Origin of the sequence: Microbacterium sp. LWO12-1.2, from assembly GCF_040675875.1 — a bacterium.
Classification (GTDB): Bacteria; Actinomycetota; Actinomycetes; order Actinomycetales; family Microbacteriaceae; genus Microbacterium.
The window spans coordinates 1045693-1065519 of sequence record NZ_JBEGII010000001.1 but is presented as its reverse complement, the minus strand read 5'-3'; the positions used below and the strand labels follow the sequence as shown (position 1 = coordinate 1065519).

At 67.3% G+C, this 19827-nt stretch carries 16 protein-coding genes and 1 tRNA gene; 2 read left to right on the top strand and 15 right to left on the bottom strand.

Annotated features, from left to right (window positions below; genetic code table 11):
- Nucleotides 1-15 precede the first annotated feature (15 nt).
- The 3 genes from MRBLWO12_RS04980 to MRBLWO12_RS04970 form a co-directional block, all read right to left on the bottom strand.
- Nucleotides 16-1548 (bottom strand): Hsp70 family protein, encoded by a 1533-nt coding sequence (locus MRBLWO12_RS04980; protein WP_363553276.1) that lies wholly within the window; start codon nt 1546-1548, stop codon nt 16-18.
- 3 nt (nt 1549-1551) lie between these two features.
- Complete coding sequence (locus MRBLWO12_RS04975) at nt 1552-1932, bottom strand: hypothetical protein (protein WP_363553274.1); 381 nt, start codon at nt 1930-1932, stop codon at nt 1552-1554.
- A 451-nt stretch (nt 1933-2383) separates the two neighbouring features.
- Complete coding sequence (locus MRBLWO12_RS04970) at nt 2384-3382, bottom strand: site-specific integrase (RefSeq protein ID WP_363553272.1); 999 nt, start codon at nt 3380-3382, stop codon at nt 2384-2386.
- Nucleotides 3383-3600: 218 nt separating this feature from the next.
- Here MRBLWO12_RS04970 and MRBLWO12_RS04965 point away from each other — a divergent pair, with 218 nt between their 5' ends.
- Nucleotides 3601-4383, top strand: a complete 783-nt coding sequence (locus MRBLWO12_RS04965) for a TetR/AcrR family transcriptional regulator (RefSeq protein WP_363553270.1) — start codon at nt 3601-3603, stop codon at nt 4381-4383.
- 56 nt (nt 4384-4439) lie between these two features.
- Here MRBLWO12_RS04965 and MRBLWO12_RS04960 read toward each other — a convergent pair whose 3' ends face one another.
- Nucleotides 4440-5381: a ThiF family adenylyltransferase gene (locus MRBLWO12_RS04960; protein WP_363553268.1), complete on the bottom strand. Its 942-nt coding sequence runs from the start codon at nt 5379-5381 to the stop codon at nt 4440-4442.
- Nucleotides 5378-6100, bottom strand: coding sequence for a hypothetical protein (locus tag MRBLWO12_RS04955; protein WP_363553266.1), 723 nt, complete (start codon nt 6098-6100; stop codon nt 5378-5380). Before MRBLWO12_RS04955 ends, MRBLWO12_RS04960 begins: the two co-directional genes overlap by 4 nt.
- 205 nt (nt 6101-6305) lie before the next feature.
- Between MRBLWO12_RS04955 and MRBLWO12_RS04950 the strand changes: the two genes are divergently transcribed.
- The gene (locus tag MRBLWO12_RS04950) at nt 6306-10262 is read left to right on the top strand and encodes a hypothetical protein (protein ID WP_363553264.1); all 3957 of its coding nucleotides are present in this window, start codon (nt 6306-6308) and stop codon (nt 10260-10262) included.
- A gap of 94 nt (nt 10263-10356) precedes the next feature.
- Here MRBLWO12_RS04950 and MRBLWO12_RS04945 read toward each other — a convergent pair whose 3' ends face one another.
- The 10 genes from MRBLWO12_RS04945 to MRBLWO12_RS04900 all read right to left on the bottom strand — a co-directional run bounded on the left by MRBLWO12_RS04945 (nt 10357) and on the right by MRBLWO12_RS04900 (nt 19785).
- Nucleotides 10357-11391: a J domain-containing protein gene (locus tag MRBLWO12_RS04945; protein ID WP_363553262.1), complete on the bottom strand. Its 1035-nt coding sequence runs from the start codon at nt 11389-11391 to the stop codon at nt 10357-10359.
- A 6-nt stretch (nt 11392-11397) separates the two neighbouring features.
- Nucleotides 11398-11604 carry a hypothetical protein gene (locus MRBLWO12_RS04940; RefSeq protein ID WP_363553260.1) on the bottom strand — a complete coding sequence of 69 codons (207 nt, stop codon included), beginning with the start codon at nt 11602-11604 and terminating at the stop codon, nt 11398-11400.
- A gap of 564 nt (nt 11605-12168) precedes the next feature.
- Nucleotides 12169-12546: a DUF2752 domain-containing protein gene (locus tag MRBLWO12_RS04935; protein ID WP_363553258.1), complete on the bottom strand. Its 378-nt coding sequence runs from the start codon at nt 12544-12546 to the stop codon at nt 12169-12171.
- Nucleotides 12547-12891: 345 nt separating this feature from the next.
- Nucleotides 12892-12966 (bottom strand) — tRNA-Gln (locus MRBLWO12_RS04930).
- Between the two features lie 170 nt (nt 12967-13136).
- Nucleotides 13137-14642 (bottom strand): glutamate--tRNA ligase, encoded by a 1506-nt coding sequence (gene gltX, locus MRBLWO12_RS04925; protein WP_363553256.1) that lies wholly within the window; start codon nt 14640-14642, stop codon nt 13137-13139.
- Nucleotides 14643-14654: 12 nt separating this feature from the next.
- Nucleotides 14655-15425 carry a class I SAM-dependent methyltransferase gene (locus MRBLWO12_RS04920; protein ID WP_363553254.1) on the bottom strand — a complete coding sequence of 257 codons (771 nt, stop codon included), beginning with the start codon at nt 15423-15425 and terminating at the stop codon, nt 14655-14657.
- Nucleotides 15422-16681 (bottom strand): MFS transporter, encoded by a 1260-nt coding sequence (locus MRBLWO12_RS04915; protein ID WP_363553252.1) that lies wholly within the window; start codon nt 16679-16681, stop codon nt 15422-15424. Before MRBLWO12_RS04915 ends, MRBLWO12_RS04920 begins: the two co-directional genes overlap by 4 nt.
- Nucleotides 16681-17454 carry a fumarylacetoacetate hydrolase family protein gene (locus tag MRBLWO12_RS04910; protein ID WP_363553250.1) on the bottom strand — a complete coding sequence of 258 codons (774 nt, stop codon included), beginning with the start codon at nt 17452-17454 and terminating at the stop codon, nt 16681-16683. Before MRBLWO12_RS04910 ends, MRBLWO12_RS04915 begins: the two co-directional genes overlap by 1 nt.
- Nucleotides 17455-17578: 124 nt before the next feature.
- Nucleotides 17579-18679 carry a branched-chain amino acid aminotransferase gene (locus MRBLWO12_RS04905; RefSeq protein ID WP_363553248.1) on the bottom strand — a complete coding sequence of 367 codons (1101 nt, stop codon included), beginning with the start codon at nt 18677-18679 and terminating at the stop codon, nt 17579-17581.
- A 62-nt stretch (nt 18680-18741) separates the two neighbouring features.
- Nucleotides 18742-19785, bottom strand: coding sequence for a 3-isopropylmalate dehydrogenase (locus tag MRBLWO12_RS04900; RefSeq protein ID WP_363553246.1), 1044 nt, complete (start codon nt 19783-19785; stop codon nt 18742-18744).
- Nucleotides 19786-19827 lie beyond the last annotated feature (42 nt).

Sequence of the window (19827 nt, the reverse complement as noted above, 5' to 3'; positions counted from 1 at the left end):
TCTGGGAGGACGTGGTTATTGGACAGAGAGCGATCGCACTTTGCGCGCAGCCGTCTGCACTTCGTCGTCTGTCAGGTTGGCGAGACGATCGAGAGTGAACGTGCCCAGCGAGCGGTTCGCTGTCAGATCGGTGATCTCGACGAACACCGTCTGATCGATGTCGTACGCGTACGTGACACGGACGGCGGCTCCCTTCGGATACGGGGGAATCGGGATGTCCTTCGAGCCGATCTCGACCACGTACTCGGGATTCGTGTCGTCACCTTCGGTGACCTGCACGTGGATCGCTGTCTGGTTGTCGACCACCGTGTAGCCGTCGGCGCTGAGCTTGGCGGGGATCTTGCTGTTCCTCGGAATCACAATGGTGTTGACGTCTCGACCGGTATCGGAGTCGACCTGGAGCACGCCGAGCGACTGCGATGTCACATCGGCGATCGAAGGTGCGCTGCCGTCGAACAGGTCGATGTCCGCCCCCATGGTGGCGGAGTCCTCCATGGCGGCCTGAATGGCTGCGCCGAGCGCGACGGCCTCATCCGGGTGCACGGAACGGTCAGCCGGCCGCCCTGCCAGACGCTCGACGAGCGCCCGGACCATGGGCATACGTGTCGATCCGCCGACGAGCAGCACGTGATCGACCTGATGCCAGGAGACGCCGGCTTCCGCGAGGACCTGCTCCGTGAGATCCCGCGTGCGGCTGAGGAGGTCTGCCGTGATCCGCTCGAACTCGCCCCGTTCGATCACGATGCGATACGGTCGTCCGTCCGCTGAGACATGCACGGTCGTCGTCGTGACTGTGGTGAGACTGCGCTTGGCCATCTCGGCCTTCTCGCGCAGCGCCACGACGTGAGCGTTGTCGTCCAGGAGATCGGGGCCGCCCTGCTCTTCGACCTGTCCCGCGATGTACTCGATCAGTCTGTTGTCGAAATCGAAGCCGCCGAGGTTGCGGTCGCCATCAGTGGCGAGCACGTCGAACTCCCCTGCGGCGATGCGCATGACCGTCACATCGAACGTGCCCCCGCCGAGATCGAAGACGAGCACGACGCCCTCCGCCGAGGTGTCCAGCCCGAAGGACAGCGCGGCCGCAGTGGGTTCGTTGAGCACCCGCAGCACGTTCAACCCCGCGATCTTCCCGGCATGCCTCGTCGCGGTGCGGCGCGCATCGTCGAAGTAGGCCGGAACCGTGATGACGGCATCGGTCACTGCTGTCCCCAGCGCCAGCTCGGCATCCTCCTTGAGTCGACGCAGGATGACCGCGGAGATCTCCTCGGCTCCGTAGCTGGCGCCGGTGGTGGAGGTGAAGCGCCACGCGGCGTCGCCCAGATTGCGCTTGACGAACTGCACCACGTCTTCAGGGGCGCTGGCGGCGGAGTGCTTCGCCATGGTGCCGACGAGGGGCTCGTCGCTCCCTTCGAAGCTCTGGAACAGGACGACCGACGGCGTGATGTTCTCGCCGTCGCGGTTCGCGAGAACCTCCGGCTCCCCCGTGTCCCGGAGGATGGCGACAGCCGAGTAGGTCGTCCCCAGGTCGATCCCTATCGCGCGAGACATGGCTCAGGCCTGCTCGAGCTTCTTGATGACCTTCTTGGCCAGGCCCGAGCCTCCGCTGGCGACCAGGCCATAGCGCGTCTTCCACGCCGACATCCATGCCTGGACGTGCGTCTTTCCGTCGGCGGTCTCACCGATGTCGATCGAGATCGTGGCCCCGGAGTCGTTGGGCGTGCGGCGTCTCTTGTTGATGTCACCGGGACCCTGCACATCGGCCCAGAAGATCTTGCTGAAGGTGGATTCGATGACCTGACGTGTTCGAGCAGGGCTCAGGGTCACCACCGTCTCGTGCTGGCGCTTGGCGACGGAGGACTGCCAGAAACCGAGCGCGAAGAGTCCGACGAGCAGAAGGAGGAGGATGAGGATGAAGGCGCTTCCGGCGTCCACAGCAAGTCCTTTCACAGAGAATCGTGTGCGAGCGCTCCAGGAAATGCGCCCGTGAGGGTCACGCTAGGGAAGCGGCGGATGCAGCGTTCACGCTCGGTCCGCGCGCATCGATGTGCTATGAGGACCGCGGGACGCCCGTCGGGGGGATTGCCGGCCGTGGGCTCCCGGCGTCGAGATCCACGGCATCAGTGGTGTCTCCGCCGCTGCCCTGGCGCGCGCCGAACCGCACGCCCCGGGCGCGCAGGATCCCGTAGCTGCCCGCGTACTCCTCTTCGATAGCGACGACTGCTATCACTGGGCAGAGCCTCCCGCCGCCGAGCGGCGAGGCGCATACTCTCACCCGCCTCCTCGGCGATACGGCGGTCGCCGTCGAGGTTGATCCCGAAGACGTGGAGAAGCGCCGGTGACAGGCGCTGAGGTGCGAGCGCGTGCCGGGGTTCGTGGCCGATCGCTAGTCAGTCAGATTGAGGGCTTGACGCACGACCTCGCGGACTCGGGGCCATTCCGGGGTCTCCGGTGCGCGCTTGGCCGAGGTGGCGTACTTGCTGAAGTCCGGCCCAGGAACCCCGGCGAGCTCACCGGCGATCCTGCGCAGCCGGGTCACCTCGGTCCGACTGATCGGCAGGTGCGTCTGCGGGAGATGTCCGGTCCACACCACCGCAGGCACTTCGGCTGCGGCACTCAGCAATGCGTCGATGGTGCCGCTGAGGGACAGCCCCAATCTCTGGCGCATCGCGAGCGCCGTGTCGAGATGGAACTGGATGGGCACGGATGCGGTGTCCAGCATCTCGGCGAGGAGATGCAGGTGATCCGACAGCCACGCATGCGGCACTGCGTACCTCACGCCCGCCTCGGCGAGGCGCAGCTGCAGCATCGGTGTGAGCCGACCGGTGTAGACGGCCACGATGGGGGTCTGCGCGGTGAAAGTCGATCCCATGCTGTTGATGTGGCGCAGCGGTCCATAGGGGTCCAGGCCGTGTCGATAGTTGATCCAGATGAGGACGTAGTCCCAGAAGTCGGCGGTCGGTCGGGAGAGCCTCTCGCTCTCCTCCGTCCAGCACCCTGCCCGCGAATCGGTGAGCACCGCCCGCAACCCCGCCCGGATGATCGCGTCATCCGACACGACCAGCACGGTCGTCGCGTCGTCCCCCATCTTCTGGAACCGGTCCTCGACCATTCCCAACTCACCGGCGGAGATCGCGACGGAACCGTGCGCGATGAGTTTGCGCAACAGGGTTCGACGACGGCGCAGCGTGGCGTGAGCACGCCCCAGTCTTCGCTGCTCGACCAGATACACGAAGGCGTCGAGCGCTGTGAGCGCCGGTATCCCCGGAATCTGGCGTGACGCGCACCAGGAGCGGATATCTGCGAGATCGGCGAGGTAGGCACGCTTCGACGAAGTCGACAGGCTGTCCGTGTCGAGCTCGACAGCGAGAGTCACGGTGTCCACCAGACAGAGGGCGAATCAGCGCGGAAGTCGTCCCGCACGTCGCCATGTCTCAGTGGATCGGTCTCGCGCACCCACACGCTCCCCTCGCGGTACGAGTCCGTCGCGCGGATCATCTCCCTTGCACGACCTGTGCCGAGCATAGCAGTTCGTCATCCAACCTCCACGCTGTGACATTGAAACTTGCAGTCCCAAATGCCAGTGTGATGTTGAATGGACCTATGAGTTCGCAAGGATGGGGCGCTCCGGGGCGCAGCAACAGGCAGTCGGCTGATGAGACACGCGAGCTTGCCTTGTCGACGGCACTGTCGATGCTCGCCCAGACGGGGCTCACCGTGAGCCTGGAGCACCTCAGCATCGAAGATCTCATCCGTACGGCCGGACTCCCCCGCAGCACCTTCTACCGTCTCTGGCCCGCCAAGGAGAACTTCTTCGCCGATCTGCTGATCGAGCTCGCCACCTCATCGGAATCGCACGACGCCATGTTCTACCCTGGTACTCAGGACGCGGCCTACGGGGTGATCGAAGGCAACCAGCACCTGCTCGTCACCCACGAGGGTCGGGTCGCCGTGCTGCGAGAAGTCGTGCGAGTCGCGACGCGCCGGAACTTCGATCACTTCAGCGATTCCACGGCATGGCGAACGCACGTCACCCTGATCACGACGGCGAGCAGCCTCGCCGATGACGCGAACCGGGATCGTCTCGTCGCCGCGCTGCGCGATACCGAACGACAGTTCATCGAACGAACATCGACGTTCTACGGCGAGGCCCTCGCCGGGCTCGGGTTCTCGTTCCTTCCGGGAGCGTCGTCCGAGCTGCTTGCCGGCCTGGGTGCCGCCGTCGTCGAAGGACTCGCCCAGCGCAGGCTGGTCAACCCTGATCTCGCGGACACGATCATCCTGAAGCCGGGCATCGACGGTACTCCGGTGGAATGGCACCCGGCCGCGCTCGGATTCTGGGGGATCCTCGAAGCGCTGGTCGACCTCGAGACGCCCCAGGGCTGAGCTATCCGGGCCCCTGAGGCGTCTCGATCGCACGCATGCCGCGTCGCGGGTCGTCATCACGCCTGACGCGACCCGCCTTCCGCGCCGTAGGACGCCCTCGGATTCATCCCGAGGAGGGACCGACCGGCGAGGACAGCACTACCGGCCCAATGGCGCGTTCGGGCGAAGCGGATCCGACCGGACCTGAGCGTCATGGCATCGGTGTACGCCCAGTGCGGCGCGTACACGGGCGAGCGACGACGATTCCCGTCACGCCGTGTGAGGTGCAGGAGCGCTTCGGTCGCCCCGAGGCTGACGGCCGCCTTCACTCCGTGCACGACGGACGGAAGAGGGGCGCCGCGCACCGTGGCGACGAAGGTGTCAAGGTCGCCGTAAGACGGGACGTACGGAACGCAACGGTCCAGATCCGGACTGCGCTGCGCGGCATCTTCGAGCGAGATGTCGGACGGCAGTCCCATCATCCGCTCGAACGTGTGCCGGCTGCGAGGCGCGAACGAGGTCGCGATCGCCCCGAAGCCGATGTTCATCACGAGGAGATTCGGGACCCCGTGACGACGTGCGGCGCGCGCCAGCGCCGTACCCACATGGAGATACCGCAACTCCGACTCGTCGAGAACGAGGTCGGCACCGCGGACGAAGGCGTCGGCGTTGTCGGCGGTGATCCCCTCCGGGAAGGCCGTCACCCGCGTACCGGGGCGGATCCTCGCGATGCTCTCCTCCAGCGCCTCGACCTTGCGCCGCCCGTATGTCGAGGCGTCGGCCCACGCGACACGGTTGGAGTTCTCCGGCTCGAAGGTCTCCGGATCCGCGATCCGGATCTCCTTCGGTCCTGCCATCATCGCGATCGCCATCGCGAGGTCGAACCCGTCTCCTCCCGCGCCGGCGATCGCGATGGTCGATCCGCGCATGAGCTCCTGCTCGCTGCGCCTCCAGAACCCGAGATTCCGCCGGTACTCCGCCGGCACCGGTTCCTGGTGGGCATCGTGTCGCGTGATCATCCCTCGATCACGCCCCAGAACCGCACAGATCCGACCGCGACATCGAGCTGATCGATCTCGTGCAGTCCTCCGAGATTCACCGCCGAGGCGCCGGCGTCGAGTCGGATCGCGAGGTTCACGCCCTGGTACTCGTCCAACCACATCGGCTCGGCGATCCGCTCGACGCCCACGCCCATGACACGGAGCACACGCTCCAGCGGTCGCTCGACGATCGCGTAGATGTGCTCCTCCGCACCGCGCCGGCGGATGTGAGCGATGGTGGACCGCAGCAGCTCGGCCAGGGCACCGGCCTGAGCCGGACGGTCGTCGAGCCGGGCGATGTAGCGCGAGACCTCCACGCATCCGGCCGGCAGATCCAGATCGAACAGCGCGTCAGCGGGAATCGGTCGGTGATCGCTGCCGCTGCGCTCGATCACCCGGACGCATGCGACCGCCACCGGGTGCGGCATGCGATTCTCGATGACGAGGAACGCCGTCGAGCGGTCATCGTCGTCGTCGATGTCGAGCCCTCCGACGAGAGCATCCGCCCCGAGCATCCCGGTCTGCGCGGTGTAGACCCGAGTGCGGAGCTCCAGGTACGCCGTGTAGTGCACGTTGGCGCGCAGCCCGTATCCGAGGGAGATGACGGCGAAACGGCTCTCAGGGCTCGTTTCGAAGACATCGGTGCGGACTTCAGGGGTGACGTCGGCATTGCGTACCTTCGTCTCAGATGTGGCCATGGTCTCTTCCTTTCCGGCTACGCACCCCGCACCTTCTGCGTCGGCGTAGCGATTCGTGGGTTCAGTGGGACCATCGTCAGAGCCCCTCGAGACTCGGGTTGTCAGACCGGTTGTCAGCGCCCCGCGAGCGTCGTCAGCGTTCCGCCGTAACCGTTCGTGCGGACCCGCCGCGCAGCCGGGATGATGGGGGCATGAGGAGCACCCGATGACACGCGCACCTGCGCCGGCGAGCGGAATCGCCCTGATCCACTACGCGATGCACTTCGTGAACGAGCACGAGAGCGGACCCCATCCCCTCGACTGTGTGCACGCGGTGCTCGCTTCCGACGAGATCGCTCAGCAGGCCGGATTCGGACCGCATCTGCTCGCGCCTCTCCAGTCGGATCCCGCAGGTGTTCTGGGGCGTCTCCACGATGAGCTGGTCGAGCGGGAGAGCATCACCCCCAGCACGGACCGGCGAGACAGCAGGCGCACCCTCAGCGACCGCGAGACCGCGATCGCCGTACTCCGCGCGTTGACCCTCCCCGACGCCGACGTGTTCATCGCCGATGACGTCTCGCGACCCGCGCGGGTCCAGGCGCGTCAGACGGAGATCTGCACCATCGAAGGCCGGGCCGCGATCGCGTATCGCCGATTCGACGCCGACAGGGCTCTTGCCGCCTCCGGTCACTATTGGCGCCAGTTCCTGTCAGTCCTTCTCGAATTCCTCACCGACGAGCAATCGTCGCGCAGGATGCCGTCGCTCGACGAGCTGCCCGACGACGCACGTCGGATCCTGCGGCTCGCCGGAGAGTACGAGCGCGAGCTCGGCGAGCGGATCCTCGGCACTCCGCCCACGCCTGAGCTGCATATCCGGCGCGATGTCGAGGACCGCATGCTCGAGATGATCTCGGGTGCGCCGAGAACCGTGATCGTCCGAGGCGAGGCAGGAAGCGGGAAGTCGAGTGTGCTGTGGAGTCTGGCGGGCCAGATCCGCTCCCGGCGGCACACCCCGGTCCTCATCTCCGCGACGTGGCTCATCCACGGGGCGAACGGGCACCGGCTGCTCGATGCACAGGCTCTCCTCGGTCACCTCGTGGGAATGCGCGACCGATCGTTCCGACCGGTCCTGCTGCTCGACACTGCAGACCTGCTCCTGCACAGCGAGAGCCTGATCCTCGAGACGCTCGACCTCGTCACCCAGCTGGAGAGCGCAGGAATACCGTTGCTCATCACGGTGCGGCCTGTCGAGGAGCGCCAGCTGCCGGCGGCATGGGCGACGATGCGCATCGACCTCGGCGGATACTCTGACACCACGGAGCTGCCTCGGGCGCTCGGCAGCCTGATGCGGAGGTACCTGCCCGCACACGACCACGAAGGCGGCATAGATCTTCTGGAGGCGGCGCGAACCCGCGGCCTCCCGCTGTTGGAGGTGTTGCGCTCCCCCTTCCTGCTTCGTCTGCTCTTCGAACTGAGCGCGGGGGTGCTCCCCAGCACGGACCTCGACGTGTCCGCCCTGTACGAACGGTACTGGCAGCTTCGAATCGTCAGCGATCAGCGCAGTGAGCGCTATGCCGAGAACGTCGATCTCACCGCGGTCGCCGCCCGGCTCGGCATCCTCATGCTCGCCGACGCCAGCCCCGCCGTCACGTGGCAGCGAGCTGAGAGTGCACTCCCACGCGTCGAGATGCCTCTCCCACTCCCGTCCGGACTCTCACCCGCCCTCGACAGCCTGAAGCATCGCGGCGTCCTCGTCGGGAACCTGACGGAGTTTCGCTTCGCGCATCAAGTGCTCTTCGAGTTCATCGCGGCGAAGGCGCTCCTCATCCGCGACGGCGCATCCGCACTGGCACAGCTCATCGCCCACATCGAGGATCACCCACACGATCTCTTCACCGGCGCGGTCGTCGAGCAGCTGCTGATACTGCTCGCGCGAGACGTGCACACCCGGCGTGGTGCTTCGGAGGTGGTGAGCGATCTCCTCCGGAGCCCGACGGCATCTCTGCGCTCCATCGGCATGCTCGGCTGGTGCCATGTGCCCGGTACACCGATCAGCCGCGAGATCGCCGAGACGTTCGACGACGATACGATCGCTCGTCTGCTGGGCCATCTGCCCCAGGCAGCGCGGGACGAGCCCGGCGATCTGCTCGTCCTGCTGCGTCGATTGTGGCCTACTCATCGCGCTCACGCGCACCGGGCGTTCGTCGACTGCTGCGTACGACTCGCTCGACGCTGGCCGGAGCAGCTCAGCGCCCTCGTCGAGGAGCTCGACATCATCGGCTACCTGGTCTCCCATCAGGTCGCGTCGCTCGGGAGGCCCGCACCGGCGTTCGAGCTCCTGGCTCTGATCGCATCCGCGCGGCCGGAGTATGCGCGCGCGTGCATACTCGCCCTGCTCAGGTCGCTCCCCGACGCCACCGGCCGGGTCCAGCTCCTGCGGCGCGTGGCGGAGATCTGGACCGCGCTCGACGCAGACGATGACTTCGCCGATGAAGTGGTCACCGCAGCGACGGCGACCGCTCGCACCTTCCCCTCCCTACGGCGTGACATCGGCGTCGCCGCGGGTGAGATCGTCTTCCTGCAGATCGGTCGCCGACGCAGTCTCCCACCGGTCGTCACCGACGGAGAATGGGAGACGTTCGCCAGCCGAGCGTTCGATCGGATCACCAGCACACCGCCGACCGTGCGCGAATCGGCCGAGCTGCACGCGATCGCGCTGCACCTCAGCGGTCTGAGCCCCACACGGAATGATCATGCGCGACGCATCCTGCGCGACCTGTTCGGCCGCGAGGCGGCAGACGGACCGCCACACATCGTCGGGCCCTTCCTCGTTCAGATCCTGAGCAGGGACTCGCTGGCCAGAGAGATAGCGGCCGACCTGATGCACGTCGCGCTCATCGACGGTCTCCCCGCGCACTCGAAGACGCAATCGATTAGCGCCCAGCGATGGGCGATCGCCGTTCGCGCCGCACTGGCGGACGTCGCGACGCCTCCGGAGGTCATCGCGACCGTCGTCGACGGTCTCCTTCCGGAGGAGCCGAGACTTTGGCGGACACCCGGCTACCTCCTGGGCGCCCTGGTACCCGCAGCCCTTGCGAAGGACGAACGTGCCGCGGCGGTGCTTCATGATGTCGAGCGAGACCCCCGCACGCTCGTACCCGAAGACGGAAGCCCGAGCGCATTGTTGGACTTCCTGCAACAGGCACCCGCATACCTCGATCGCGATGAACGCGTGGGCCAGGCGATCCTCAGCGTGGCACTCGCCACACGCCGCTACGGCATCTTGACCATGCTCCTCTCGCATGCGCATGGCAGGGCAGCGGCCAGCACGCGGCTGGATGACCTCGTCCGTGTGACCGAAGACGGACTCGATGCGAAGGAGACGTCCCAACTTCCGGCAGCGTCTCTGCTCCGACGCCTGCAGGAGGTCGAGCTCATCGATCCGACTGCCGCGGCCATCGCCGAACACCTCGCCGCGGTGCGAGACCCGCTCGCCAAGGCGGTGGTGACGGAAATGCTCCCGACGAGCGTGGGACACCGACCGCACGAAGCAATGGGTGCCCTCGGCATCGTCCATGCGGAGGTGATCGAGCCGCTGCGCTCCCCCGCCCGACCAGCGGAACTCACCAAGGCGAAGCAACGCCTGGTGGACGCGGGGTTCACCGCCTACCGGACCATCCTTGCCATCTCCGGTGCACGCAGCGCGTGGGAGCCGCTGTGGGAGCTCACTTGCGAGTATCCCCTCAAAGGCCGCCAGATCATCGCGACCGACCGCTTCGATCACATCGCGACCTACCTTCGCACGTACCGAGATTCGAGCGGCGACGCCATCGGAACAGCGGAGCGACTTCTGGAGGTCGCTATCTGGACTGCTGCCACGCAGTCCACGAAGCAGAGGCGCCGTATCTCCGAGAAGCTCGCCCCGATAGCGCGGCAACTCGTCCATGCGTCGGAGCCGACGCCGCGTCGTGCGCTCGCCCGAGCTGTTCAACAGATGCCAGAGCATCTGGGGCATGCCGTGATCGTCTCCACCATCGCCGCCGGCGATCATGCCTTCGTCCAGCAGCTCCTCGACAGCGGCACCCTCACCGGCCACCTGGCCAACGCCGCCCTCGACCGGTTGAAAGGCCATCGCGAGGCCGGGTTCCAGCCCATGCCCTGGCTGATTCCCGGGCGCCGCTGAGAGATGGATCAGACCGCTGCCGCCGCGTGCAGGAGAGGCTCCGGGAACGCTCTCATGCCTGCTCCAGTAACCGCTGGCAATGCATGCCGTGGCACTACAGCCGGGTGAGCGCGTTCCCCGCGTCGAGCGCGACGGGTGCGATGTAGGACAGGGATCCGTCTTGACCGTAGTCGGGTCTGGGATTCGCCTGGATGGCCTGCACTGCGGCGCGCTCCGACGGGAGCACTCCGTCGCCGAGCAATTCGAGACGCCGATGAAGGGCCACCTGGATCGCCCACTCAGCCTGCTGCCGGAACCAGCTCAGATCCTGCACCTCGATGCCGAGGCCGACAGAGTACGTCGCGTCGCCACCGACCATCGTGAAGATGAGCGCGGCACCCCCGTACTCGACATCCGGCCACACTTCGACCTCGACGATGTACTCCCACGGGATGCTGGCAGCCATCGCCTTGCCTGCCACTGCCCGCGCGGCAGCCGCGTTCTTTCCCGCCTGGGACAGACCTCGGACTCCGGCGGCCATGATCGCGACCCCCAGCCCGAGATCGGTATCGACCTCGACACTCGAGTCTTTCGGCCGAACGAAGTTCGGGCAGATGAAGATCAACCGCTGGTCAGTGAAGTAGAGCGTCGTGTTCCCCCATCCCGGGCTGGCGTCTTGGACGGGCGCTGACGGCCACGGCTGGTAGAAGCATCCACCTTCCCCAGTGAGGTGCTGAAGGTAGTTCTCCCCCTCCGCCATCACCGGGCTCTTGTCGGCGTTGAGTACCGGCACGAAGGGCCCCGGCGACGGCTGAGACACGTTCACCACCCGGAGCAGGTCGATCTTCGCTGAGGTGGTCGCCCCGGTCGCTGGGATCACCAGTCGCGGAGCCCCACCGTTGGAGCTCTGCTGCGGCACTGACCGCGAGTGATCGTACTGAGCGCGAGACGCGGGGTCGAGCAAGACGCGCTCGGCTTCCGCGATCGCTGCGACACGCTGCTCGGCGACTTGCCGCTGGGCGAGATTCGGGTGGTTCGAGCGGCTCTGCCATTTCCGGCGAGCGGCGTGGATGGCTTCGCGAACAGCGTCGTCACCGGCAGTGGGCGAGACCTCGAGGACTTCGTAGAGCGAGATTTCCGAGTTGCTCATCTCCCACTACCTCCCGGTCCCGAACACCAAGATCACGAAGATGATGTTGATGACGAGCCCGATCACGCCGAGCACGACGCCCGCCTTGGCGGACCCGTACGGTGCGAGTCCTGATCTCCGTGTGACTCCCTGTGAGCTCAGCCCGAAGGCGATCGCGAGAATCGCCGCGAGCCAGCCGCATCCCGGAATCACGCCGACGACACCGGCAACCACCGCATTCGTGGCGCGCTTCTTCCCCGGTGGCGGGCCACCAGGGGGAGATCCCGCTGCCGGGGGCGGGGGCATCCGACCGGTGCCCGCACTCGACCCTTGCGGCTGCATCGACGCCCCCGGAGGCCGGGGTGGCCGTGAGGGCTGCGATCCAGAGGAATCAGACGGTTGGCCAGGAGGAGGAGGAAGCGTCATCGGCTGATCTCTTTCATGTTTCAGGTGGCTGCGGAAGTACGATCGGTGGGATGCGGGAGAGGTCCTGCTCGACTGCGAAGCATGAGGGAGCGCGCGGCAGTCGCGATGCTGCCCACGAGCGTGGCAAGGGTCGCTGAGGCCCACAGAGCCGAGAAATTACCCCCAGGGCGATCACTTTATGAGGTACCGCCCGTCAGTATGTGTCTCTTGTGCTGGCGGCACCGCGCGTGCTAATCGAGAGTCGCGAACCGCGCCCGGGTGAAGTCCCGCGTCTCGTGGACGCGCCCGATCTCGGCCAGAGGGGCGACGAGACGGCTTGGCGCGGTGGCTCGGACGGGCAGCGATAGCTGAGCCTGCTATCAGCCTCGACGCCTACAGCAGGTTACGCAGTATTCCGGTGTAGACCCAGGCCGCGAACACAAGTCCGAGTGCGAGGCGAATGGGCCAGCGGCCCTGCCTTCCGGTCGCCGATTCGAACGCCGCCTGCCCCACAACCAGCCCTCCGGAGACGTATGACGCGAGGAGCAGAGGATTCATAGCGAACGAGCGCAGGAAGTCACCCGCAAGAAGCGAGTACAGAGCCCGCGTACCCCCGCAGGTGGGGCACTGCAGACCTGTTATCCGGTGCCACAGGCACGGCGGGAAGATCTGGGACTCGTACGGGTTGACGAAATGGAAGTACACCGCCGCTGCGGCGTGCACGCTCACGACGATGACCCCGCCGAGTGCCCAGCGCGTACCTGGTCGCAAGCTACGCAATCTCCTTGCCCCGCTGCTCACCCCTGATCCATTCCATCCACGGCCCTCGTCAGCGCACTACGACTGTACTGGGTCAGCGCCGAGCACCCCACGCCCCGCTGGTTTCTGGCGGTGGTGCGTCGGCCCGAAGCGGTTCGACCGACGAGTGGCTCTCGAACTCTGTCCACAGGTGAGCGAAGACACGGCGACGGCAATGGCAAGGGAGCACGAGGTCGTAAGGACGGCCGTGTAAGGCGCACCGCGCAGACAAAAGAACTCCCCGCGATTCCGTGGGGAGTTCTTCAGATCTTCAACCGAGACCGGTTCGCTCGGCGCGTGATGTGAACGCGAGCACTATGGCTGGGGTACCTGGACTCGAACCAAGAATAACGGAACCAGAAACCGTCGTGTTGCCAATTACACCATACCCCAAGGGCGAAACCGGAGCCTCGCACCGAGAGTCAAGCTTACCCGACCGATCGCCGCCCGCCAAATGGAGCGCGTCTTCCGCACCCCGGGCGTGGCGGATCCAAATCGCGAGAAGCAAGAGGAGGAGGACCGCCAGGCGATCCCCCTCCTCTGAGACGACTCCGCGTCGTGTGTCAGCCGGCGAGCATCGCCGACAGCGCCCGCAGGCGACGCAGTGATTCGTCCTTGCCGAGCAGTTCCATCGACTCGAAGAGCGGCGGCGAGATCCGCCGTCCCGTGATGGCGACGCGCGGGGGGCCATACGCGACACGTGGCTTGAGCTCGAGCCTCTCGACCAGTGCCTCGGCGAGAGCCTCCTGGATCTTCTCCGGCGTGAACTCGATCACCGGCTCCAGAGCGGCGACGCAGGCGTCGAGCACCTCGGCGGCGTTCGCCGGCAGACCCTTCAGCGCATCGGCGTCGTACGACATGTCATCCGTGAACAGGAATCCGACCATGCCGGGAACCTCACCCAGCAGCTGCACGCGCTCCTGCACGAGAGGTGCGACGCGGAATGCCTGTACCAGCTGCTCGTGCGTCGGCTCGTCGAAGAGGCCGGCAGCGGCGAGATACGGGATCGTGCGCTCTGCGAAGTCCTTGCCGTCGAGCATCCGGATGTGGTCACCGTTGATCGACTCGGCCTTCTTCTGGTCGAAGCGGGCCGGGTTCGGGTTGACGTTCACGATGTCGAACGCCGCGGTGAACTCGTCGAGCGTGAACACGTCGCGGTCGGGTCCGATGGACCAGCCGAGCAGCGCCAGGTAGTTCAGGAGCCCCTCGGGGATGAAACCGCGGTCGCGGTGCAGGAACAGGTCGGCCTGCGGGTCGCGCTTGGAGAGCTTCTTGTTACCTGTCTCGCCGAGTACCAGCGGCATGTGCGCGAACCGCGGCACGAAGGTCGTGACCTCCGCCTCGATCAGTGCGGCGTACAGCGCGAGCTGGCGCGCGGTCGAGGGCATCAGGTCCTCGCCCCGGAGTACGTGGGTGATGCCCATGAGCGCATCGTCGACGGGGTTCACGAACGTGTACAGCGGTACGCCGTTCGGGCGCACGACCACGAAGTCGGGGAACGAGCCTGCGGGGAACGTCACCTCGCCGCGGATGAGGTCTTCGTACGTCAGGTCCTCGTCCGGCACGCGCAGCCGCAGCGCAGGCTGACGCCCCTCGGCGCGGAACGCCGCCTTCTGCTCGTCCGTCAGGTCGCGATCGAAGTTGTCGTAGCCGAGCTGCTTGGCACGGCCGTTCGCCTCGTTGCGTGCGTCGATCTCCTCCGCGTTGGAGTAGCTCTCGTACAGGGCGCCGGAGGCGACCAGTTTGTCGATCACACCGCGGTAGATGTCGTGGCGCTCCGACTGCCGGTACGGGGCGTGCGGGCCACCGACCTCGACCCCTTCGTCCCAGTCGATCTTCAACCAGGTCAGCGCGTCGACGAGCTGGCGGAAGCTCTCCTCGCTGTCTCGCGCGGCGTCGGTGTCTTCGATGCGGAAGATGAGCTTGCCGCCGTTGTGGCGGGCGTAGGCCCAGTTGTAGAGGGCCGTGCGCACCATGCCGACGTGCGGCAGGCCTGTCGGCGAGGGGCAGAAGCGGACGCGGACGTCGGCACCGCTGGCGGTCGTGGTGAGGGGGTGAGGAGTAGCCATATCCCTTCGATTCTAGAGCGCGCGACCCACCGCCACCGCTGCGGTGTGCTCCAGCGGAACCATCCCGTCCACGGCGTACTCGGCGCACACTGCTTCGAACGTGCGCCGGAACAGTGCCCGGTCGTCGTCGTCGAGTGCGAGGTAGAGCATTCCCGCCGACGCGACTCCCCCCTCCGCCGAGGTCCAGAGAGTGGCCGGCGAGGCGCGCCAGATCCACGACAGCTCCTCGACGCGCACGCCCTGCCAGCCGCCGTCGACCAGCATCGCCTCGAACCCCGCAGCCGTGCGCGCGAAGTCCTTGTCCGGCGACAGTCGCTCTCCGGGCGGCGCGACGATGCCGGCCCGCGCGACGATCTCCGCCCAGAACCAGCTCGGCGACCGCAGCCAGATACTGGCGCCGAGCGGCGCCTTCGCGGCGGCCACGCGCGCCATCTCACGCGCGGATGCTCGCGGATCCGGCACATGGTTGAGCACGAAGTTAGCCGTCACCGCATCGAAGATCGCCGGGGCGAACGGCAGCTTCGGGAGGCCACCGGCGACGACGGGCACCTCGGGATACTGCCGTTGTGACACCGCGCGCATCGTCGGCTCCGGTTCGCACGCCGTCACGTCCCACCCGGCACGGCGGAATCGGTCGGCGAGCTCCCCCGTGCCTGAACCGACGTCGAGCAATCGGCGCCCGCTCGGAGGGCCGAGAGCGCTCAGGAGCGCGTCGACCGTGCCGGCGCAGAGCGAGGCGTAGGACGACGCGTATGCCTCCCCCACGCCAGCCCAGGGCTTCACGAGCGCGTCGACCGGGCGAGCGGTGAGAGTGCGACGATCGCGACGACGAGCACGGACGCGGCGACGCCCAGTCCGGCGTACTGGAAGTTCGACAGCACGACCCCGGCGAGCACGGCACCCGCGGCCGCGCACAGACTCATCAGCGAGTCGCTGCGCCCCTGGCGTCGGGTCCGTAGCTCCGGCGCAGAGGCCTCGGTCAGCAGCGCGGCGCCGGCGACCGTCGCCGCACTCCAGCCGAGACCGAGCAGGATGAGGGCCGTCATCACACCCCACGGCTGGTCGTTCGCGAAGATCGCGAAGAGAAGCGATGCCGCAGAGAGACCCTGCCCGAGCAGCACCACTCGCAGCTTGCCCCAGCGGTCGGCGAGGATGCCGAACACCGGCGACAGCGCGTACATGCCCGCCACGTGGAGCGCGATCGTCACGCCGACGAGCTGCGAGACATCGGCAGGCGTGGCCTCCATCCCATGCGCGCCGTGCGCCATGTGCGAGAGATGCACGGGCGTCATCGCCATCACCGATGCCATCACGACGTGGGATGCCGCCACAGCGAAGATCGCATACCGCGCCACGACGGGGCGATCGGCAACGGTCGCCCCCACCGTCGCTGCCGTGCTGCGGGCGAGCCGCTGTGCGGCAAGGAGCGGATCCGGACGCAGCGCGACCAGGTAGAGCAGGAGTGCGGCGCACTGGGCCACGAAGGAGAACACATAGGAGCCGGTCTGCGGGGGCATGCCCAGCGCCTGGCCGACCACCTCACCGGGGGCCAGCAGCAGTGGTCCCGCGACTCCGCCGATCGTCGTGGCCCAGACCACGATCGAGAGGTCACGTCCCCGATGCACCGGAGCGGCCAGGTCCGTCGCGGCGAAGCGTGACTGCAGGTTGCCCGCGTTGCCCGCCCCGATCATGAGGATGCCGGCAAGCAGGAGCGGGAAGATCCGCAGCGCTGCGGCGAGGATCACCACCACGATCCCGACCAGGGCGAAGAGGTTGCCGAGTGTCAGGGCGCGACGGCGTCCGACTTTCGCCGCCAGCCGGGCGAGCGGGATCGCGCACAGCGCCGCGCCGAGCGTCACGGATGCCGTGGCGAGGCCGGACAGCGCATCGCTTCCGGAGAGGTCTGCCGCCAGCAACGCTCCCAGCGATACCGTGGCCCCGAACGCGATACCGCCGAGCACCTGACCGAGCGAGAGGATCAGGACGGTGCGTCGCTGAACGACCGCCTGCTCGGTGGCCGTCAGCGCCGCAGTGCTCATCACGAACGCGGTGCGTCGCGCACGGCGTTGCGCAGGATGCCGAGCCCGGTGATCTCCACCTCGACGGTGTCGCCGGCTTCGAAGGTGCCCACACCCGCGGGAGTACCGGTGAGGATCACGTCACCGGGGAGCAGCGTGAACACGGCTGAGGCGTACTCGATGATCGCCGGCACGGAGTGGATCATGTCGGTGAGTGGCGCGTGCTGTCGGACCTCGCCGTTCACGCGGGTCTCGACGCTCGCCGTCGCGAGGTCGAAGTCCGTCTCGATCACGGGTCCGAGCGGGCAGAACGTGTCGAAGCCCTTCGCGCGCGACCACTGGCCGTCTTTGCGCTGCAGATCACGGGCCGTGACGTCATTGCCGATCGTGTATCCGAGCACGTGGTCGAGGGCGTCGGCGGCCTTCACGTTCTTCGCGATCTTGCCGATCACGACCGCCAGCTCGCCCTCGTACTCGGTGCGCTCGGAGAGTGCGGGGCGCACGATCACGTCACCGGGGCCGATCACAGACGTGTTCGGCTTCAGGAACAACAGCGGTTCCTCAGGCGCCACTCCCCCCATCTCGGCGGCGTGATCGTGATAGTTCTTGCCGACGCAGACGACCTTGGAGCGCGGGATCACCGGAGCGAGCAGCACCGCGTCGGCGAGCGGCACACGGTCACCCGTCGTCTCGTACCCTACGAACAGGGGGTCCCCGGCGAGAACGACGAGGTCGCTCCCGTCGATGATTCCGTACATGATGGCGTCGTCGTGACTGAACCGGGCGATCTTCATCCATCCAGCCTAGCCAGACGGCGGACCATCGAGGCCCCGCTGTCGCGTCGAGACCCCGCCCTGCGGACGTCAGCAGGACGGGGTCTCGTCGGTGAAGCGGTGTCTCGGCATCGCGCCGAGAAGATCAGGCGTCGAGACGCAGCAGCCAGCCGTGCTTGTCCTCGCGGCGGCCGTACTGGATGTCGGTCAGCTCCTCGCGCAGCGAGAGGGCGAGCTCACCCAGCGGCTGCGGCTCGTCGAAGCCGTCGCCCACCAGGGCGCCGATCGGAGTCACGACCGCGGCGGTACCGCAGGCGAAGACCTCGACGATCTCGCCGGAAGCCACGCCGGAACGCCACTCGTCGATCGAGATCGGTCGCTTCTCCACGGTGTAGCCGCGATCCTCGGCGAGCTGCAGCAGCGAGTCGCGCGTGATGCCCTCCAGGATGCTGTCCGACTCGGGCGTCACGACGCGGCCGTCCTTGAAGACGAACACGACGTTCATGCCGCCGAGCTCCTCGACGAAGCGGTTCTCGTTCAGGAACACGACCTGGTCGCAGCCCTTCGCGCTCGCCTCGCTCTGCGCGAGCAGGCTCGACGCGTAGTTGCCGCCGGTCTTCGCCTTGCCCGTGCCGCCCTTGCCCGCACGCGCGTAGTCCTCGGACAGCCAGATGCGCACCGGCTTCACGCCACCGGAGAAGTAGGCGCCGGCGGGGCTCGCGATCACGTAGTAGGCGACCTTCTGTGCCGCGCGGACGCCGAGGAACGCCTCCTTGGCGAACATGAACGGCCGCAGGTACAGGCTCTGGTCAGCCCCGGACGGCACCCACCGGCCGTCGACGGCCACGAGCTCACGCAGCGACTGGATGAAGTACTCCGTCGGCAGCTCCGGCAGTGCCAGGCGCCGGGCGCTCGCCTGCAGTCGCGCGGCGTTGCGGTCGGGGCGGAACGTGTGGATCGAGCCGTCCTCGTGGCGGTACGCCTTGATGCCCTCGAAGATCTCCTGGGCGTAGTGCAGCACGGACGCGGCGGGGTCGAGCGGGATCGGGCCATACGGCTGCACCCGCGGACGGTGCCATCCCCCCTTGGCCGACCAGCAGATGTCGACCATGTGATCGGTGAACACGACGCCGAAGCCCGGGTTCTCGAGCACTTCGGCGACTCGTGCGGGCGTCGCCGCAGCAAGGTTCTTGGTCACGGCGAAATCGAGCGGCGCCACGGCCGTCTCAGCATCGATGGTCGTCATAGTCGTCATCCATTCCTCGTGGGTGGGCGCATCGTTGCGCCGTCTCAGCCTACGCCTGCCGGTCAGAGGCGGGCGGTGATCGCGGAGCCGATCTCCGCGGTGGAGCGGGCGCCGCTGCGACCCGCGATATCGGCCTCGACGGCGGCGCTGACGCGCGCAGCCTCGGCCGAGAATCCGAGGTGGTCCAGCAGCAGCGCGATCGAGAGGATCGCCGCCGTCGGGTCCGCCTTCTGCTGCCCTGCGATGTCGGGAGCCGATCCGTGCACCGGCTCGAACATCGAGGGGAAGGTGCCGTCCGGGTTGATGTTCCCGGACGCCGCCAAGCCGATACCGCCCGTGACGGCACCGGCGAGGTCGGTGAGGATGTCACCGAAGAGGTTGTCGGTGACGATCACGTCGAAGCGCGCAGGGTCGGTGACGAGGAAGATCGTCGCCGCGTCCACGTGCAGGTAGTCGACCGTGACGTCAGGGTGCTCCGTGGCGACCTCGTCGACGATGCGCTTCCAGATCGCGCCGGCGTGCACGAGCACGTTGGTCTTGTGCACGAGCGTCAGTTTCTGACGCCGGCGCGCGGCCAGCTGGAAGGCGTGGCTCACGACGCGCTCGACACCGAAGGCCGTGTTGACCGAGGTCTCGTTCGCGATCTCATGCGGGGTTCCCACGCGGATCGCGCCGCCGTTGCCCACGTACGGTCCTTCCGTGCCTTCACGCACCACGACGAAGTCGATGTCACCGGGGTTCGCCAGCGGGCCCGGTGCGCCGACGAACAACTTCGAGGGTCGCAGGTTCACGTAGTGGTCGAGCGTGAAGCGCAGCTTCAGCAGCAGACCGCGCTCGATGTTCGCGTCCTTCAAACGGGGGTCGCCCGGCGTTCCGCCGACGGCTCCGAGAAGGATCGCGTCCTGCGCCGTGATCGCGGCGAGGTCGTCGTCGGTCAGCGTGTCGCCGGTCTCGAGGAAGCGTCCGGCGCCGAGCGAGAAGCGCGTCTTCTCGAAGCGGACGTCGCTGTCGGCGGTGACCGCGTCGAGCACCTTCTCCGCTTCGGCGATGACCTCAGGGCCGATCCCGTCTCCGGGGATGACGGCCAGCTTCACGACACGCGACATGACTCTCCTTGCACCGGGATGAACCGACCCGCGTCCATGAGA

Bases quoted from the DNA above. Each gene is read 5' to 3' on its own strand.
- MRBLWO12_RS04980 (WP_363553276.1), bottom strand. From the start codon at position 1,548: ATGTCTCGCGCGATAGGGATCGACCTGGGGACGACCTACTCGGCTGTC.
- MRBLWO12_RS04965 (WP_363553270.1), top strand. From the start codon at position 3,601: ATGAGTTCGCAAGGATGGGGCGCTCCGGGGCGCAGCAACAGGCAGTCG.
- MRBLWO12_RS04960 (WP_363553268.1), bottom strand. From the start codon at position 5,381: ATGATCACGCGACACGATGCCCACCAGGAACCGGTGCCGGCGGAGTAC.
- MRBLWO12_RS04955 (WP_363553266.1), bottom strand. From the start codon at position 6,100: ATGGCCACATCTGAGACGAAGGTACGCAATGCCGACGTCACCCCTGAA.
- MRBLWO12_RS04950 (WP_363553264.1), top strand. From the start codon at position 6,306: ATGACACGCGCACCTGCGCCGGCGAGCGGAATCGCCCTGATCCACTAC.
- MRBLWO12_RS04945 (WP_363553262.1), bottom strand. From the start codon at position 11,391: ATGAGCAACTCGGAAATCTCGCTCTACGAAGTCCTCGAGGTCTCGCCC.
- gltX (WP_363553256.1), bottom strand. From the start codon at position 14,642: ATGGCTACTCCTCACCCCCTCACCACGACCGCCAGCGGTGCCGACGTC.
- MRBLWO12_RS04915 (WP_363553252.1), bottom strand. From the start codon at position 16,681: ATGAGCACTGCGGCGCTGACGGCCACCGAGCAGGCGGTCGTTCAGCGA.
- MRBLWO12_RS04910 (WP_363553250.1), bottom strand. From the start codon at position 17,454: ATGAAGATCGCCCGGTTCAGTCACGACGACGCCATCATGTACGGAATC.
- MRBLWO12_RS04905 (WP_363553248.1), bottom strand. From the start codon at position 18,679: ATGACGACCATCGATGCTGAGACGGCCGTGGCGCCGCTCGATTTCGCC.
- MRBLWO12_RS04900 (WP_363553246.1), bottom strand. From the start codon at position 19,785: ATGTCGCGTGTCGTGAAGCTGGCCGTCATCCCCGGAGACGGGATCGGC.